The 14753-nt window shown below is 70.5% G+C and carries 15 protein-coding genes; 5 read left to right on the plus strand and 10 right to left on the minus strand.

Features of this window, described 5'->3' with window-relative positions; genetic code table 11:
- The 4 genes from KSO98_RS02010 to KSO98_RS02025 all read right to left on the minus strand — a co-directional run bounded on the left by KSO98_RS02010 (window position 1) and on the right by KSO98_RS02025 (window position 2417).
- On the minus strand, window positions 1-432 hold the full coding sequence (locus tag KSO98_RS02010; RefSeq protein WP_225283138.1) for a DNA/RNA non-specific endonuclease: 432 nt from the start codon (window positions 430-432) through the stop codon (window positions 1-3).
- Window positions 433-580: 148 nt separating this feature from the next.
- A complete protein-coding gene (locus KSO98_RS02015) occupies window positions 581-1636 on the minus strand; it encodes an MBL fold metallo-hydrolase (protein WP_225283139.1) in 1056 nt (351 codons plus the stop codon).
- Window positions 1633-2061, minus strand: a complete 429-nt coding sequence (locus tag KSO98_RS02020) for a hypothetical protein (RefSeq protein WP_225283141.1) — start codon at window positions 2059-2061, stop codon at window positions 1633-1635. Before KSO98_RS02020 ends, KSO98_RS02015 begins: the two co-directional genes overlap by 4 nt.
- Window positions 2058-2417 (minus strand): hypothetical protein, encoded by a 360-nt coding sequence (locus KSO98_RS02025; RefSeq protein ID WP_225283143.1) that lies wholly within the window; start codon window positions 2415-2417, stop codon window positions 2058-2060. The genes KSO98_RS02020 and KSO98_RS02025 overlap by 4 nt, the downstream gene beginning before the upstream one ends.
- Before the next feature lie 16 nt (window positions 2418-2433).
- Between KSO98_RS02025 and KSO98_RS02030 the strand changes: the two genes are divergently transcribed.
- A complete protein-coding gene (locus KSO98_RS02030) occupies window positions 2434-3180 on the plus strand; it encodes a putative protein N(5)-glutamine methyltransferase (RefSeq protein WP_225283144.1) in 747 nt (248 codons plus the stop codon).
- A 184-nt stretch (window positions 3181-3364) separates the two neighbouring features.
- Here KSO98_RS02030 and cds1 read toward each other — a convergent pair whose 3' ends face one another.
- Together cds1 and KSO98_RS02040 are read right to left on the minus strand one after the other, a co-directional pair.
- Window positions 3365-4465: an L-cysteine desulfhydrase Cds1 gene (cds1, locus tag KSO98_RS02035; RefSeq protein WP_225283145.1), complete on the minus strand. Its 1101-nt coding sequence runs from the start codon at window positions 4463-4465 to the stop codon at window positions 3365-3367.
- Window positions 4466-4483: 18 nt separating this feature from the next.
- Complete coding sequence (locus KSO98_RS02040) at window positions 4484-6106, minus strand: AMP-binding protein (protein ID WP_225283146.1); 1623 nt, start codon at window positions 6104-6106, stop codon at window positions 4484-4486.
- Between the two features lie 107 nt (window positions 6107-6213).
- On the opposite strand from KSO98_RS02040, the gene mqo reads away from it, so the two are divergent.
- Window positions 6214-7728, plus strand: a complete 1515-nt coding sequence (mqo, locus tag KSO98_RS02045) for a malate dehydrogenase (quinone) (protein ID WP_225283147.1) — start codon at window positions 6214-6216, stop codon at window positions 7726-7728.
- A 70-nt stretch (window positions 7729-7798) separates the two neighbouring features.
- Here the strand turns inward: mqo and KSO98_RS02050 are convergent, their stop codons facing one another.
- Together KSO98_RS02050 and KSO98_RS02055 are read right to left on the minus strand one after the other, a co-directional pair.
- Complete coding sequence (locus KSO98_RS02050; RefSeq protein ID WP_225283148.1) at window positions 7799-8587, minus strand: sigma-70 family RNA polymerase sigma factor; 789 nt, start codon at window positions 8585-8587, stop codon at window positions 7799-7801.
- 105 nt (window positions 8588-8692) lie between these two features.
- Window positions 8693-9289 carry a response regulator transcription factor gene (locus KSO98_RS02055; protein ID WP_225283149.1) on the minus strand — a complete coding sequence of 199 codons (597 nt, stop codon included), beginning with the start codon at window positions 9287-9289 and terminating at the stop codon, window positions 8693-8695.
- A gap of 27 nt (window positions 9290-9316) precedes the next feature.
- Here KSO98_RS02055 and purU point away from each other — a divergent pair, with 27 nt between their 5' ends.
- From purU to KSO98_RS02070, 3 genes are all read left to right on the plus strand, one after another.
- Window positions 9317-10165 (plus strand): formyltetrahydrofolate deformylase, encoded by an 849-nt coding sequence (gene purU / locus KSO98_RS02060; protein WP_225283150.1) that lies wholly within the window; start codon window positions 9317-9319, stop codon window positions 10163-10165.
- A gap of 90 nt (window positions 10166-10255) precedes the next feature.
- A complete protein-coding gene (locus KSO98_RS02065) occupies window positions 10256-11068 on the plus strand; it encodes an alpha/beta fold hydrolase (RefSeq protein ID WP_225283151.1) in 813 nt (270 codons plus the stop codon).
- The gene (locus KSO98_RS02070; RefSeq protein ID WP_225283152.1) at window positions 11065-12576 is read left to right on the plus strand and encodes a flavin-containing monooxygenase; all 1512 of its coding nucleotides are present in this window, start codon (window positions 11065-11067) and stop codon (window positions 12574-12576) included. Before KSO98_RS02065 ends, KSO98_RS02070 begins: the two co-directional genes overlap by 4 nt.
- Here KSO98_RS02070 and KSO98_RS02075 read toward each other — a convergent pair.
- Together KSO98_RS02075 and KSO98_RS02080 are read right to left on the minus strand one after the other, a co-directional pair.
- Window positions 12573-13403 (minus strand): hypothetical protein, encoded by an 831-nt coding sequence (locus KSO98_RS02075; protein ID WP_225283154.1) that lies wholly within the window; start codon window positions 13401-13403, stop codon window positions 12573-12575. The two genes, KSO98_RS02070 and KSO98_RS02075, sit on opposite strands and share 4 nt — an antisense overlap.
- A 61-nt stretch (window positions 13404-13464) precedes the next feature.
- Window positions 13465-14751, minus strand: a complete 1287-nt coding sequence (locus KSO98_RS02080; protein ID WP_225283155.1) for a Glu/Leu/Phe/Val family dehydrogenase — start codon at window positions 14749-14751, stop codon at window positions 13465-13467.
- Window positions 14752-14753: the final 2 nt, after the last annotated feature.

Raw genomic sequence — 14753 nt, forward strand, 5'->3', positions numbered from 1 at the left:
CTAGGCGATCGGGATCAGCATCGACGGATCCCCGCCGTCATCCGAGATCGCCGCCCGCACGGCCTCGGCCTGCGCCTCGCTGAGCCGGAACGCCGCGCTGGTCCCGGTGTCGTCGGCGCTCCAGATGAGGTGACCCCTCACATCGAGCCCGGAGCCACCGATCGTGTACGGCGCGAGCGCGACCGCGACCGCGACGGATTCGTCGTCGCGAGGGTCGGCCCGGAATGTATCCGGCGAGCGGAATCGCCGGTTCCCGATGCGCTCCCGAGCGGCGTCGACCGCCCACGTCACCTCGCCGGGCCATGGCTGGTCGGACACCACGTCGATGGCGAGGTGGCCGAGATGCGACGCGAGCGCGGTCAGCGCAGCGCGGATCGCTGCGACACGCGTCGTGTCGTCGGCGCCTTCCGCGACGGTGTATGAAGCCTCCACACCACAGACCGTACGCAGCCTCGGCCCACCGTGGACAACGAATGAACGGTCATTCGCTCCCCATCACCGTCGCGCGCTCAGCGGGCCAGGCGTTCGAGCCGCTCCACCGGGCCACGCTGACATGTGGCGATGTTGCCTGCAGTTGAGCTCAGATCGCGGTGAAGGTGTCGCCCTCATCGCCCTGCCCCGGGGTCGGGCTCTTCCGGACGGCGAGGCCGCGCGAGACGAGGACGTCGAGGTGAGCGAGCGTCTCGAGGGCCGCGAGGGTCCCGTTGAAGACGTCGAGGGTGTCGAAGCGGTGCTCGTGGCGGGTCCAGGGCAGGTCGCCGGCCACCTCGTACGCGGTGCGGGGCCCGCCGGTGATGGCGTCCAGCGACAGCGCGAGGCGGTGCTCGTGGTGCTCGAGCAGCTCGTCGACCCGGGCGTGGACCGAGGGCGCGATCGGGCCGTGGGCGGGCAGGAGCCGCAGATCGGGCAACGAGCGCATCTTGGTGAGCGAGGCCAGGAAGTCGCTGAGCGGGGAGGCCACCGCGGCCGGCTCGAAGCCCACCGAGGGTGTGATCGTCGGCAGCACGTGGTCGCCGGCGAAGAGCAGCCCGGCGGCCTGGTCGGCGTAGACGTAGTGCCCCTGGGTGTGGCCGGGGGTGTGGATCGCGTCGATCGCCCGCTCACCCACCTCGACACGCATGTCGCCCTCGAGCCACACGTCGGGCGTACGCCAATGCGTCGGGTCCGGAGCCGGCGGCAGGATCGCGCCCCAGTCGGCGAGCAGCCGCTGCGCTCCTGCGGTCCGGAGCAGCCTCTGGGTCGAGCCGTGCTCACCGGAGGCGACGATGTCGAGGGTCGCCTTCTCGGGAGCGCCGAGCGCGATCTTCGCGCCGACCTCGCCGGCCAGCACCGAGGCGAGCGTGTAGTGGTCGCGGTGGACATGGGTGACGAGGACGTCGGTGATGTCCCCGACGGCGGCGCCGATCTGCTTGAGACCGAGCTCGAGCGCGTCGCGCGCCTCGGGCACCGCCCAGCCGCCGTCCATCAGCGTCAGCCCGGACGGCGTCTCGACGGCGTACACGTTGACGGCCTTGAGGCCGTCCATCGGCAGCGGCAGCGGGATCCGGTGGATGCCCTCATCGACCTGCCACGCTCCGGGCTCGGCCCAGTGCACACCCGAGTCCGGGGAGATCGCCTTGCCGGTGGAAACTGTCACGCCGCGCGCTCCTCGGTGTCCTGCTTGTCATGGGTCCGATGCAGCCAGAGCAGCGCCGCGATCGGCAGCACTGCCGGTACCCAGCCGTACCCGCCACCGTAGTAGGACCAGACCGACGCGTCCGGGAACCAGTCCTTCCTCACCACCGACAGCGTGCCGATGATGACCACCCCGGCGAGCTCGACCCACAGCATCACCTCGGCCAGGCGCGGCCTGCCGTGGGCGGCGCGGCGGATCGCGAACCAGCCGACGACGTACGTCACCGCGGCGACCGCGGAGAGGACGTAGGCGAACGGCGCGACGTGGAACTGGGTGGCGATCTGCACGATCGCGCGGCTGCCGGAGGCGAGGATGAACAGGGCGTAGCAGGCCATCAGCACCAGGTGCGGGCCGCGCTTGGGGCGTGGGCCGATCGGCCGGTTCATCGAGTCACCATCAGTCGCACCGCGACCACCACCGTCGCGACGGCCGCGACCGCCACCACCCCGCTCGACCACGACTCCCGCTCCTCACGCATCGACAAGATCGCCACCGGCATGATGCAGACGAGCGCGGCCAGGTAGCCGATGTGGGTCTCCATCGACGGCGGTCGGTGCCCCTGGAGCAGCGAGCCGAGCGCGCCGAGGCCGAGGACGACGCAGATCAGCTCGAGCATCCACGCCATCTGGTCGAGCCAGCGCGGCCGTGGCGCCCGGAGCACGACGCCCACGCCGGCGGCGATCGCCACGATCGCTCCGTACCCGACGACGATCCAGGCGATGGGTGCGAGCGTGCCGTGCATGCGAGCATCTTGGCCCATGGACCTCTTGGTGACGCGATTGCGGTCGGCGGGCTGCGTCTTCGCCGAGGACGAGGCCGCCGCCCTGCGCGAGGCGGCTGGCTCGCCCGAGGAGCTGGAGACGATGGCCGTGCGCCGCATCGCCGGCGAGCCGCTGGAGCAGGTCCTCGGCTACGCCGACTTCGCCGGGCTGCGCCTCCGCGTCACCCCCGGCGTGTTCGTGCCGCGTCTGCGCAGCACCCTGATGGTCGACCTCGCCGCCGCGCTGCTCCCTCCGGGAGCCGCCGTCATCGACCTGGGCTGCGGCACCGGCGCGATCGGAGCCGCCGTCGCGGCCCGCGTGGCACAGGCCGAGGTGTGGGCGGTCGACATCGACCCGGCCGCCGTCGCCTGCGCGAGGCTCAACCTCCCCGCGGACCACGTCCTCGAGGGCGACCTCTTCTCGCCACTGCCGCCCGACCTGAAGGCGGACGTCATCTGCGCCAACGCTCCGTACGTCCCCACCGCCGCCATCGCCACCATGCCGCCGGAGGCGAGGGACCACGAGCACCGGGTGGCCCTCGACGGCGGACCCGACGGCCTCGACATCCAGCGACGGCTCATCGCCGCCGCACCCCCCTGGCTCGCCCCCGGCGGCACCCTCCTCGTGGAGTCCAGTCGCCAGCAGGCGGAGACGACAGCGACCCTCATGACCGCAGCAGGCCTGAAGCCACAGATCCACACCGACGCCGCACGCGACGGCACGGTCGTCTCAGGACAGTGCTGACGCGGACCGACGGACGACCACGCCGACGCAGGGGCGCGCGGTCCGTGGTCGCGCCGCGATCCACGACAAGGACGAAGATCGTCCACCCCCCACCGGTGGACGACCTTCGCAAGGAAGTGACGCAGCACCGTTGGATCCGTGACGGGGTTTTACCGGAAATATTGCCGAGCGAGGTGCCGCCCGACTAGACCGACCAGGAGCCGGCCGCGTCGAACTCCGCGAGCGCTGCGCTCCACGGTCCGAGGTCGATCCCGCGGCCGGCGATCCACTCGTCGTCGTAGTAGGTGGAGCGATAGCGCTCGCCGCCGTCACACAGCAGCGTGACGACGCTGCCCTGCTCCCCCGAGGCCCGCATCCGCGCGATCTGCCCCAGCGCGGCCCAGACGTTCGTCCCCGTGGACGGGCCGACGGTGCGGCCGAGCCGGGTGGAGACCCAGCGCATGGTGGCGATCGAGGCCGCGTCGGGGACGCAGACCATCTCGTCGACGACGCCCCCGATGAAGGACGGCTCGACGCGGGGCCGGCCGATGCCCTCGATCCGCGAGCCGTGCGCGGTCACCTCGCACGAGTCGGTGCGCCAGCCCTCGTAGAACGCGGAGCCCTCGGGGTCGGCGACGAGCAGCCGGGTGGGGAGCCGCTTGTAGCGCAGGTAGCGGCCGATGGTGGCCGACGTGCCGCCCGTACCGGCGGACGCGACGATCCACGACGGCAACGGGTGCGGCTCGCGCGACATCTGCTCGAAGATCGACTCGGCGATGTTGTTGTTGCCGCGCCAGTCGGTCGCACGCTCGGCGTAGGTGAACTGGTCGAGGTAGTGCCCGCCCACCTCCTCGGCGAGCCTCCGGGCGACGTCGTAGACCTCCGAGGCGGACTCGACGAAGTGGCAGCGCCCGCCGTACCACTCGATCAGCTCGATCTTCTCCGGCGAGGTGCTCGCGGTCATGACCGCGACGAAGGGCAGGCCGATCAGACGGGCGAAGTACGCCTCGGAGACGGCGGTCGAGCCCGAGGACGCCTCCACCACCGTCGAGCCCGCGTGCAGCCAGCCGTTGCACAGCGCGTAGAGGAACAGGGAGCGGGCCAGCCGATGCTTGAGCGAGCCGGTCGGGTGGACCGACTCGTCCTTCAGGTAGAGGTCGATCCCGGCCCAGGCCACCTCGGTGGGCAGCGGCACCTGGTGCAGGTGGGTGTCGGCGGAGCGCTGGGCGTCGGCCTCGACGCGGCGCACCGCCTCGTCGATCCACGCGCGGTGCTTCTCCATCTCCTCGGCACTCAGCTGCGGCATGCGGCGAGCCTAGGCGAGTCAGAGACCCAGCAGCTCGGTGGAGCGCGCCCGCATCTCGATCTTGCGGATCTTGCCGGTGATCGTCATCGGGAACTCGTCGACGACGAGCACGTACCGCGGGATCTTGTACGAGGCGAGCCTGCCCGTCGAGAACGCGCGGACGGCGTCCGCGTCGATCGGCGCCGCGCCCGCGCGCAGCCGGATCCAGGCACAGAGCTCCTCGCCGTACTTCGGGTCGGGGACGCCGACGACCTGGACGTCCTCGATGTCGGGGTGCGTGTAGAGGAACTCCTCGATCTCGCGCGGGTAGATGTTCTCCCCTCCGCGGATGACCATGTCCTTGATCCGGCCGACGATGTTGCAGTACCCGTCCTCGCGCATCACCGCGAGATCGCCCGTACGCATCCAGCCGTCGTCGTCGATGGCCTCGGCGGTCCGCTCCGGGTCGTCCCAGTAGCCGAGCATCACCGAGTAGCCGCGGGTGCAGAACTCGCCGGGCTCGCCCCGGGGCACCGTCCTGTCGGTGACGGGGTCGACGATCTTGATCTCGACGTGCGGCGCCGCCCGGCCGATGGTGGACGTACGGCGCTCGAGGTCGTCCTCGACGCGTGTCTGGCAGGAGACCGGGGAGGTCTCGGTCATGCCGTACGCGATCGAGACCTCGCTCATGTGCATCTCCTCGACGCACCGCCTCATCACCTCGACCGGACAGATCGAGCCGGCCATGATCCCGCTGCGCAGGGAGCTGAGGTCGTAGTCGCCGAAGCCCGGCAGGGCTTGCTCGGCGATGAACATCGTCGGCACGCCGTAGAGCACCGTGCAGCGCTCGTCCTGGACCGCCTGGAGCGTCAGCGCCGGATCGAACGCGGGCGCCGGGATCACCATCGTGGCGCCGTGGGTGGTGCAGCCCAGGTTCGCCATCACCATCCCGAAGCAGTGGTAGAAGGGCACCGGGATGCAGAGCCGGTCCGCAGCGGTGAGCTTGATGGTCTCGGTGGTGAAGTAGCCGTTGTTGAGGATGTTGCGGTGCGAGAGCGTCGCGCCCTTGGGGAAGCCGGTCGTCCCGGACGTGTACTGGATGTTGATGGGGTCGCTCGGCGACAGCGTGGCCATCCGCTCCGCCAGGGCCTCGTCGGGCAGATCCCGCCCGCCCGCGACGAGGTCGGCCCAGTCGGCGGTGTCGAGATAGATGACCCGCTCGAGCGCCCACGCGTCGCCGGTGGAGCGCAGCTCGTCGATCATGGCTCGGTAGTCGGAGGTCTTGAACGAGGTCGCCGCGATCAGCATCCGCATCCCGCTCTGGTTCATCACGTACGCCAGCTCGTGGGTGCGGTAGGCCGGGTTGACGTTGACCAGCACCACGCCGGCCTTCGCGGTGGCGAACTGCGCGATCGTCCACTCGGCACAGTTGGGCGCCCAGATGCCGACCCGGTCCCCGGCGCCGAGGCCGAGCGCCATCAGCCCCCGGGCCACCTCGTTGACGGCGTCGTCGAACGCCCGCCACGTCCAGCGTCTGCCGGTGGCCACCTCGACCAGCGCCTCACCGTCGGGGTTGCGGGCGACGGTGGCCTCGAGGTCCGCCCCGATCGTCACCTCCAGCAGGGCCGGCTCGTTATCACCGGCGGCGTACGACTCGGTCATGCCTCATCACTACACCATGCGTGAATCCGGTCACAGGATCACGCGGGGACGATTCCGGGAACCGGCCCGCAAATGGCGTCCAACTGTGATCACAACATAATGAGAAGGTGGCCACTGAAGTGAGCATCAGCCCTGCCAGCCCCCGCGACATCGTCCTGATCGGCGGCGGCATCATGTCCGCCACCCTCGGCGTCCTGCTGCAGGAGCTCGAGCCGACCTGGAACATCCGCGTGCTGGAGCGCCTGGACGCGCTCGCCGAGGAGTCCTCCGGCCCCTGGAACAACGCCGGCACCGGCCACTCCGCGCTGTGCGAGCTCAACTACACCCCCGAGAACGCCGACGGCTCCGTCGCGATCGGCAAGGCGGTGCAGGTCAACGAGCAGTTCCAGGTCTCGCGTCAGCTGTGGGCCTTCCTCGTCGAGAACGGCCGGATCCCGGACGCCTCGGCCTTCATCCGCACCACGCCGCACATGAGCTTCGTCTGGGGCGCTGACAACGTCGCGTACCTGAAGGCCCGCTACGAGGCGCTCAAGGACCACCCCCTCTTCACGGGCATGGAGTACAGCGAGGACCCGGAGCAGATCCGGGCCTGGGCACCGCTCCTGCTCGAGGGCCGCACCGCCGAGTCGCTCGCCGCCGAGCCGATCGCGGCGACGTTCCACGCCGCCGGCACCGACGTCGACTTCGGGGCGCTCACCAAGCTCCTCACCGCGACGATGGAGCAGAAGGGCGCCGTGATCGAGTACGGCACCCAGGTCAAGGACGTGCACCAGACCAACGACGGCGTGTGGCACATCCAGGGCAAGAACAAGGGCGGCCGCTTCCACTACACCGCCGACTTCGTCTTCGTCGGCGCCGGCGGCTACGCGCTGCCGCTGCTGCAGAAGTCGCGCATCGCCGAGATCAAGGGCTTCGGCGGGTTCCCGGTCTCCGGCGAGTTCCTGCGCACCTCCAAGCCCGAGCTGGTCGCCCAGCACCACGCCAAGGTCTACGGCAAGGCCGCCGTCGGCGCGCCGCCGATGTCGGTGCCCCACCTCGACACCCGGGTGGTCGACGGCCGGCAGCACCTCATGTTCGGCCCGTACGCCGGCTGGACGCCGAGGTTCCTCAAGGCCGGCTCGTGGCTCGACCTCTTCCGCTCGATCAAGGCCAGCAACCTGCTGCCGATGGTCAAGACCGGCCTGAAGAACGTGCCGCTGACCGTCTACCTGATCAAGCAGGTGCTCGCCGGCTCGCCGACCAAGAAGACCAAGTTCAAGGACCTGCTCGACTTCTTCCCCGACGCGAACAGCGCCGACTGGGAGAAGCTCACCGCGGGCCAGCGCGTCCAGGTGATCCGCCCCGACGGCACCCTGCAGTTCGGCACCGAGGTCATCACCGCCAAGGACGGCACCATCGCCGGCCTGCTGGGCGCCTCCCCGGGCGCCTCGACCGCACCGCCGATCATGCTCGAGGTCCTCGAGCGCTGCTTCGCCGACCGGTGGGCCGACTGGCAGCCGACGCTGCAGACGATGGTGCCGAGCTTCGGCGTGCCGCTGTCGAACGACCCGGCTCAGGCGGCCGCGATCATGACCCGTACGGCCGACACGCTGGGGATCGTCGCCCCGCCGGTCCACGCCTGATCGAGCGCGACTGATCCGAGAACGACGAAACGCCCCGCCTGTCGGCGGGGCGTTTCGTACGTGGCGGGGGTCAGGCGGTGGCGCGCAGCGGCGCGGTGTCGTCGACGCCCAGCTGCTCGCGGAGCTTGGCCATCACCTTCTTGAGCAGGCGCGAGACCTGCATCTGGGTGACGCCGATCTGCTCGCCGATCTCCTCCTGGGTGAGGTCCTCGACGAACCGCAGGCGGACGATGAGCCGCTCGCGCTCGGTGAGCGAGCGCAGGGCGGGCCCGAGCATCAGGCGCGCCTCGGAGGCGGAGTGCTCCGGGTCCTCGCCGGCGAGGAGGTCACCCAGCGAGGCGGCGTCCGACTCGGTGCTGACCGGAGCGTCGAGCGAGAGGGGCGAGAAGCAGCCCTTGAGCTGCTGCGCCTCGATCACCTCGGCCTCGGTGACACCGATCGCCTGGGCGAGCTCGGCGGGGTCGGTGCTCTCGGAGCGCATGACCTCGGCCTGGAGCTCCTGCACCCGGCGCGGCGGGCGAACGGTCCAGCCGTGGTCGCGGAAGTAGCGCTTCACCTCCCCCCGGATGGTCGGCACCGCATAGACGAGGAAGTCCTCGGCGAGGCGGCCGTCGAACTTGTGCGCAGCGCGGACAAGGGCGAGGTAGGCGACCTGCTCGAGGTCCTCCTGGGCGATCCCACGATTGGAGTAGCGCGCCGCGATGGCGCGGGCCACGGAGGTGTTGATGACGATCACCTGGTCGATCAGGGCGTCGCGCTCCTCGCCGGCGGCAACCGCCGCCTCTTCGAGGAGACGGGTGGTCTCAGAGCGTCGGACCTCGCGGGGCAGGTCCTGCTGGAGTGTCGCGGTCGGGCTCATGACTCGACCGTCCCCCCGATGCCCCACGGGGTAACCGAACGAATGTGGAAATGGCCCCTCGGGGTGAGGATAGGCCTCGTACAATCCCACCCCTAGGGGTGAGTCTCAGTCGGGCGGAGCGAAACCGTTCTGGAGCGCCCAGCCGACCGCCTGGGCCCGTGAGGTCGCCCCCACCTTCTTGTACGCCTGACGGATGTGGCTCTTGAGCGTGTTCCCGCTCAGATGCAGCTTCTCGGCGATCTCCAGGTTGGAGTGGCCCTGGGCGACCAGCGCCAGCACCTCGACCTCGCGCGGCGAGAGGCCGACCCCCTGGCCGAGCCTGTCCTCCTGATGAGGCAGCGGCTGGCCGGCGGCGACCAGCTCGATGGCCTCCACCAGCTCCTTGGCCCGGATGGACATCGACACCCACGCGCGGCACCCGTGCGCGTACGCCCGCGCGCGAAGGTCGGGCCGCATGTCGCGGCTGAAGATCAGGACCTTGGCCCGGGTGTTGTGCAGCAGGTGCTCGAGCTCGGCCCCGTCGTTGCCGTGCAGACCGAAGGTGTCGTACAGGACGACCTCCACCCCCACGGCCTTGGTCCACACCGTCGGCAGCGACGTGACGATCACGCGCTCGGGGTAGTCGGCCAACATGGCCGTCAGACCGCGGGCGACGACCTCCTGGCGGCTGACGATCGCGAGCCGTACCGGTTGATCGCGCATAGAGGTGATGGTGTCATCCTTCTTCCCATGCAGCGCTATGTGATGACCCTCAGGTGCCCCGATCAGCCCGGCATCATCAGGGCCTTCGCCGAGGGAGTCGTCAACGCGTCCGGCAACATCGTGGACAACAAGCAGTTCTCCGACCCGGACTCTGGCACCTTCTGCATGCGGACCGAAGTCGACTCGCCGCTGGGCTCCGCCGAGGAGGTCGAGCAGCACCTGCTCGCGGCCCTGGCCGGCTTCTCCCCCTCGCTCACCGTCCGCCGGGAGTCCGCTCACCGCAAGATGCTGGTGATGGTCTCCAAGTTCGACCACTGCCTGGTGGACCTGCTCTACCGCCACGAGACCGGCGAGCTGCCCGTCGAGATCCCGCTGGTGGTCAGCAACCACGAGGACCTGCGCGGCCTGGTCGAGCACCACGGCATCCCGTTCGTGCACCTGCCGGTGACCAAGGAGACCAAGGCCGATGCCGAGGCCGCGCTCCTGGACCTGGTCGAGAAGCACGAGATCGACTTCGTCGTGCTCGCCCGCTACATGCAGGTCCTCTCCGACGACCTGTGCCGCGCCCTCGAGGGTCGCGTGATCAACATCCACCACTCGTTCCTGCCGGGCTTCAAGGGCGCCAAGCCCTACCACCAGGCGTACGCGCGCGGGGTCAAGCTGATCGGCGCGACCGCCCACTACGTGACCGCCGACCTCGACGAGGGCCCGATCATCGAGCAGGAGGTCACCCGGGTGACCCACGCCGCCTCCCCCGAGGCGCTGGTGGCGCTCGGCCGCGACACCGAGCGGCTGGCGCTCTCGCGGGCGGTGCGTCAGCACGCCGAGGACCGGGTGCTGCTGATCGGCTCGCGGACGGTGGTGTTCAGCGCGTAAAGAGTGTGACGGCCACCTCAGGAACCCTTGTTCCATACCGAAAGTATCTGATACAACGTGTATCACTAACTTTTGCAAGCAGGAGGCCTCGTGCTCGCGTACGAACGATTCGGTCATGGTGACCCGCTGGTCCTGATCCACGGGATGGGCCATCGGCGTCAAGCGTGGTACCCCGTCATCGACCGGCTCGCCGCTGAGTTCGACGTCATCATCCCGGACCTGCCCGGCCACGGCGCCTCCGCGCCGCTCGACAGCTCGGTCGGCCCGAAGGACGCGATGCGGGTGGCCCTCGAGGAGCTCTTCGACGGTCTCGGCATCGAGGGCCCGCACGTCGCCGGCAACTCGCTGGGCGGCCTGATCGCGCTCGAGCTCGGCAACGACGGCCTCGCTCGCTCGGTCACCGCCCTCTCGCCGGCGGGCTTCTGGGCCGGGCCCCGCGACTTCCGCTACATCACCAGCCTCTTCGGCTCGGTGATGACCGCGGCCCGTGCCTCCGCACCCGTCGCCGGGCGACTGACGAAGTCCCCGACCGGTCGGATGGCGATGATGGGCTGGCTCTACCAGCACCCGGAGAACCTCAGCCCGGAGATGGCGCTGGGCGACCTGCGCAACATGCTCGCGGCGCGTCGTACGGTCAACCACCTGCTGAAGAACGCGTACACGTTCACGCCGGTCGCCAACGACGTGCCGGTCACGATCGCCTGGGCCGACCACGACAAGGTGCTGCTGCCCTACCAGGCGCGGCGGGCCCGGCGGCTGATGCCGGCCGCGCACCACGTGTGGCTCGATCACTGCGGACACGTGCCCATGCCCGACGACCCGGCGCTCGTCGCCGACACCATCATCGCGGGCGCCCACGCCGTGCCCGTCCCGACCGTCTCCACCGCTGGGAGCGCCGCATGACCACGACCACCCCGACCCGCGACCTCGACGTCCTGATCATCGGCGCCGGGCTCTCCGGCGTCGGGATGGCCTGCACCCTGTCGACCGATCACCCGGAGCTGTCGTACGCCGTCCTCGAGCGCCGCCAGGCGATCGGCGGCACGTGGGACCTGTTCCGCTACCCCGGCATCCGCTCGGACTCCGACATGCTCACCTTCGGGTACGGCTTCCGGCCGTGGGTCGGCACCAAGATCCTGAGCGACGGCCCCGGGATCAAGGAGTACGTCACCGAGACGGCGCAGGAGTACGGCGTCACCGACCACATCACGTTCGGCCGCAAGGTCGTCCGCTCGGAGTGGTCGACCCTCGCGGGGCGCTGGACCGTCACGGCGCTCGACGAGGCCACCGGCCTCGAGGAGACCTGGACCGCCAAGCACCTCGTCGCGGCGACCGGCTACTACTCCTACGACGAGGGCTACCGCCCGACCTGGACCGGCGAGGAGCGCTTCGGCGGACAGTTCGTGCACCCGCAGTTCTGGCCCGAGGACCTCGACTACGCCGGCAAGAAGGTCGTCGTGATCGGCTCCGGCGCGACCGCCATCAGCCTCGTACCGGAGATGGCGAAGACCGCCGCGCACGTGACGATGCTGCAGCGCTCGCCGAGCTACATCATGACCGTGCCCGCGGAGGACCCGGCCGCCTCGATCCTGTCGCTGACGCGGATGCCGCAGATGGTCGGCTACAAGACGGGCCGCGCCCGCAACATCGCGCTCCAGCGCGCGATCTACACGTTCTGCAAGGCGGCGCCGTCGGTCGCGCGCCGCGTGCTGCTCGGCGCGGTGAAGGCCCAGATCGGCCGCAAGGTCTCGCTCCAGCACTTCACGCCGTCGTACAACCCGTGGGACGAGCGGCTGTGCGTGGTTCCGAACGGCGACCTGTTCCGCACGTTCCGCCGTGGCGAGGCGACCATCGTCACCGACCACATCGACACCTTCACCGAGACCGGCATCGAGCTGGCGTCGGGCGAGACCATCGAGGCCGACATCGTCGTGACCGCGACCGGCCTGAAGATGCAGCTGATGGGCGGCTCCGCGGTCTACGTCGACGGCGAGGAGGTCGTCGTGCGCGAGAAGCTGCTCTACAAGGGCGTGCTCATCGAGGGCGTCCCCAACTTCGCGGCGGTCATCGGATACACGAACTCCTCGTGGACCCTCAAGGCCGACCTGGCCGCGACGTACTTCTCCCGGCTGCTCGACTTCATGGCGACCTCCGGCTACACCACCTTCGTCGCCGAGGGCACCGACGAGGACCGCGACGACGTGTCGGTGCTCGGCGCCTCGATGCGCTCGGGTTACATCGCCCGCGGTGACGCGGTGATGCCCCGCCAGGGCAAGCGCGGCCCGTGGGTGATCCGCAACGACTACTTCCGCGACCTGCCGATGCTCAAGCACGCCCGGATCGACACCCCGGAGCTGCACTTCGACACCCGCCGCCCGGTCGCGACGCCCGCGGATGCGGCGGCGAGCTAGGCCCGACGCCTGCCCGTAGCGCACGCGCGATCGCGCTCGGGGTCCATGAGATCGATCGTCTGGAGCACCCAGAAGACGGCGAAGAGGCCCAGGAGCGCGATCTCCAGCACGAGCAGCGTGTGGGCCGGGTGCCAGCCGAGCCAGGCGACCCCGGCTGCGAGCGCGGCCGCGGCCATGCCGGCGACGATCAGCCAGTACGCCGCGTCGAACCGGGTGCGGCTGGCGGACGCCTCACGGGCGATCACGCGCACGCCCCAGTCGGTGTTGAGCACCACGACGCCGGCGAACGGCAGGAAGGTGAAGACCGCGGCGAGCGTGTGGGCGTGGGCCGCGAAGCCGGCGCGATCGGCCAGCAGCCAGACGACGCCGACGACCCAGGCCGCCGCGGTGGCCACCAGCCCGATGAAGCCCCACCGGGTCGGCCACTCCTCACCGCGCCGCCGACGCCGCAGCCCCACGACGAGGGTGACGACGTACCCGACCGCGAGCGTGGCCAGAAAGGTGCCCGCGTTGTTCGCGATCGCGTGGACGTCGGGGTGCTTCCCCGCGACCGGCGTCGGCACGAACGCGACCATCGGCGCCGAGATGCCGGCGAGGTCGAGGCAGACCTCCTCGGCGTCGGTGAAGCCGCGCAGTGCCACCAGACAGACCCCGAGCGCGACCAGCACGCCGATGAAGACCGGACCCGCCGCGGTGTAGTAGTAGCCGCTGACCGACGTCTGCCACCCCGTACGCACCGTCTCCGCGCCGATCGAGACGGCGAGCGCGAACAGCAGGGCGAGCATCGCGAGGCGCAGCGAGCGGTACGTCGTCACCTCCGGCGGCATGGGTCGAACATAGGGCGTCCGCCCGCCCGCTGGGTGGTGGCGCGACGAGCGACGCCGACGCCTAGGGGTACAGCCCGCGCACCTCGTGTGCTTCGTAGACGCGCTCGACGGCCATGCAGGTGGCGGCGAGCCGCAAGGAGAGTCCACGCTCGGTGGCGTAGGCCAGCACGTCGCGCCAGGCCCGGGTCATCCGGTCGACGAGCTTCTCGTTGACCTCGGCCTCGCTCCACCAGTACGACTGGTTGGCCTGGACCCACTCGAAGTAGGACACCACGACGCCTCCGGCGTTGGCCAGGATGTCGGGCACGACCAGGACGTCGCGCTCGGCGAGGATCCGGTCCGCCTCGGCCGTCAGCGGCCCGTTCGCACCCTCGACGATCACCCGGGCGCCGACGGCCGCGGCGTTGCCGGCGTGCACGACACCCTCGACGGCCGCCGGCACGAGCAGGTCGACCGCGCTGGTGAGCAGCTCGTCGTGGCCGATGGGCGCCGAGCCGGGGAAGCCGACGACGCTGCCGGTCGCCCCGACGTACGCCTCCAACGCGGGCAGGTCGAGACCACCCGGATCGTGCACCGCACCGTCCACGTCGCTGACGGCCACGACCCGCAGGCCCTCGTCCGCCAGGAAGCGCGCGGCACCGCGACCGACCTTGCCGAAGCCCTGCACCGCCGCGGTCGCCCCCTGCGGCCTGATGCCGAGGTGGCGCAGCGCCTCCAGGGCGACGGCCACGACCCCGCGTGAGGTGGAGGCGGCGCGGCCCTGGGACCCGCCGAGGGCGATCGGCTTGCCGGTCACCACACCGAGCACGGTGTGGCCGCGTCCGACGGAGTAGGTGTCCATCATCCAGGCCATGGTCTGCTCGTCGGTGCCGACGTCGGGAGCCGGGATGTCGTGCTCGGGACCGATCAGCGGTGCGATCTCCGAGGTGTAGCGCCGGGTCACGCGCTCGAGCTCACGTGAGCTGTAGCGGCGCGGGTCGATCCGGACGCCGCCCTTGGCGCCGCCGTACGGGACGTCGAGGAGGGCGCACTTCCACGTCATCCACATCGCGAGCGCGCGCACCTCGTCGAGGTGGACGCCGGCGTCGAACCGGACGCCGCCCTTGCCGGGCCCCCGGGAGTAGTTGTGCTGCACGCGGTAGCCACGCAGCACCTCGATCGAGCCGTCGTCGCGGCGCAGCGGGATGCTGACGCTGACCTCGCGGCGCGCTTCGGCGAGCATCGCGTGCACCTCGGGTCGCAGACCGAGGATCTCGACCGCCTGGGCCAGCTGGTCCTGGGCGTCGTCGAGGACCGTGCGCACGGCGGTGGGCGCATCGGCGGGGGCTGGTGGTGTCTGGACTGTCACGC

Source organism: Nocardioides nematodiphilus (assembly GCF_020216525.1).
Taxonomy (GTDB): Bacteria; Actinomycetota; Actinomycetes; order Propionibacteriales; family Nocardioidaceae; genus Nocardioides; species Nocardioides nematodiphilus.

Excerpts from the sequence above, each read along its gene's own strand:
- KSO98_RS02020 (WP_225283141.1), bottom strand. The coding sequence starts at position 2,061 with ATGAACCGGCCGATCGGCCCACGCCCCAAGCGCGGCCCGCACCTGGTG.
- KSO98_RS02025 (WP_225283143.1), bottom strand. The coding sequence starts at position 2,417 with ATGCACGGCACGCTCGCACCCATCGCCTGGATCGTCGTCGGGTACGGA.
- KSO98_RS02030 (WP_225283144.1), top strand. The coding sequence starts at position 2,434 with ATGGACCTCTTGGTGACGCGATTGCGGTCGGCGGGCTGCGTCTTCGCC.
- cds1 (WP_225283145.1), bottom strand. The coding sequence starts at position 4,465 with ATGCCGCAGCTGAGTGCCGAGGAGATGGAGAAGCACCGCGCGTGGATC.
- KSO98_RS02040 (WP_225283146.1), bottom strand. The coding sequence starts at position 6,106 with ATGACCGAGTCGTACGCCGCCGGTGATAACGAGCCGGCCCTGCTGGAG.
- KSO98_RS02050 (WP_225283148.1), bottom strand. The coding sequence starts at position 8,587 with ATGAGCCCGACCGCGACACTCCAGCAGGACCTGCCCCGCGAGGTCCGA.
- KSO98_RS02055 (WP_225283149.1), bottom strand. The coding sequence starts at position 9,289 with ATGCGCGATCAACCGGTACGGCTCGCGATCGTCAGCCGCCAGGAGGTC.
- purU (WP_225283150.1), top strand. The coding sequence starts at position 9,317 with ATGCAGCGCTATGTGATGACCCTCAGGTGCCCCGATCAGCCCGGCATC.
- KSO98_RS02070 (WP_225283152.1), top strand. The coding sequence starts at position 11,065 with ATGACCACGACCACCCCGACCCGCGACCTCGACGTCCTGATCATCGGC.
- KSO98_RS02075 (WP_225283154.1), bottom strand. The coding sequence starts at position 13,403 with ATGCCGCCGGAGGTGACGACGTACCGCTCGCTGCGCCTCGCGATGCTC.